We start from the raw sequence: 1,409 nt of genomic DNA, 5'->3' as shown, positions 1-1,409 counted from the left end.
AAGACCCCAAGCCGTTCATCTGGACCAAGACAGCCGAAGAGATCCTCGACTCCCTCGCCCGCTTCTGCCGACGGATCTCTGGCGCAGGACACTAGCTGCTTGCTGGGGAGTGGTACACGAGGCCGGGTTAGCTCGATCGTGTGATGGTCCACTCGCGGGCTTGCGGCACCCTGGGCCAGCCAGGCTAGCGTAATTGTGCGATCTGGGACGTCGGGTACGGCGCCAGCGTACGGAGCCCCCGCTCCACCAGAGAGATGGTCCGGGGCCTCCCCGTCGCCTCTGTCCATACCCACCGGGCCGGGTCGCGCAGGGCTGTATCCATCAGCGGCCTCCGGCCGCGGGGGCCTCCCGGGCCCGGACCACGTACGCGATGCGTGTCGCCGCCCCGGGGTCGAGTACGCCGGAGACCAGTGCGTTCAAGACCGTTCGGGGCGTGCGGCTGGCGGGAGTCACTCCTTCTCAGTCTTCAGGAACGGTTCAGGTGCAGCCAGTCCCCGTCGCAAGGACACGGTTGCCACTGGCTGCCTGACTCAGTGGCAACAACCGGTGGTCGTGGAACCCCGCCCGTCGGACAGCGAGTCGCCCAGGACGGCGACCCCGGCCGTACCGCCACCGGCGACGATCTCGACGTCGCTGAGCAGGTACCAGTGGTCGACGGCGGTCGGCTCGGGCAGGTCGAGGGCCGCTGTGTGGTCGCCGTGCTGGAGGTACGACGTCGTCCGCGACCCCGGGTGCGAGGTGAGGTCGAGGGAGGCCTGCCCCTTGGCCAGGTAGGTCGTCACCGTCAGGTTGGACCCGGGGCGGAGATCGAAGTCCAGCGGGTCGGAGACCAGTTGCGCCCCGACGGGGACGGCCGCCGACTTCCGCCCGTTGAACGTGACCTGCCGCGGCGACCCCGGCTCGATCGCGCTGGCCCCGGCCCGCCCGTCCAGCGGCAGCGCCACGGAGACCGCGGTCAGGGGCAGCGCGGTGCCGCCGAAGGTGTTGGAGAAGCGCAGCCGTACGCGGTCACCGCCGGTGGAGACGCGCACGGTCTGCCTGAGCGTGGTGTCGACCAGCACGGCGTCGTCCCCGGTGAACGGCGGGGGCGGCATGTTGTGCGGCTCGGTGAGCTGCGGCATCGACGTCCAGGTGTTCACCCAGTGCCGCCCGGCCACCGCCGACTCCTGGACGCCGGCCGCCGGTCCCGGGCTCCTCACCAGGGTCACCACCGCGGACGACGTCACCAGGAGGGCCAGGGCGAGCACAGCTGCGGCGATCAGCTGGGGGAGGGGCACTCCTCGTGGGGGTGGTGCGGGCATGGGGGCTCCTTTTGGGCAAGGCCGTGAAGTTACGGCTTCGGAGGCGCTGACAAGTACGCGCTGATCTGCGGTGACTCGGGACGTAAGAAGCGGAGCCCCGGTAGAACT

The 1,409-nt window shown here is 70.3% G+C and carries 1 pseudogene; it reads right to left on the bottom strand.

What is annotated here, in order from left to right:
* Positions 1-542: 542 nt before the first annotated feature.
* A pseudogene (locus ACWD3C_RS48620) lies at positions 543-1,301 on the bottom strand (SGNH/GDSL hydrolase family protein); the annotation flags it as partial.
* Positions 1,302-1,409 lie beyond the last annotated feature (108 nt).

This window comes from Streptomyces sp. NPDC002845 (assembly GCF_053591955.1).
The sequence above is the reverse complement of the archived record's forward strand: the minus strand, read 5'-3'. Positions and strand labels throughout refer to the sequence as shown.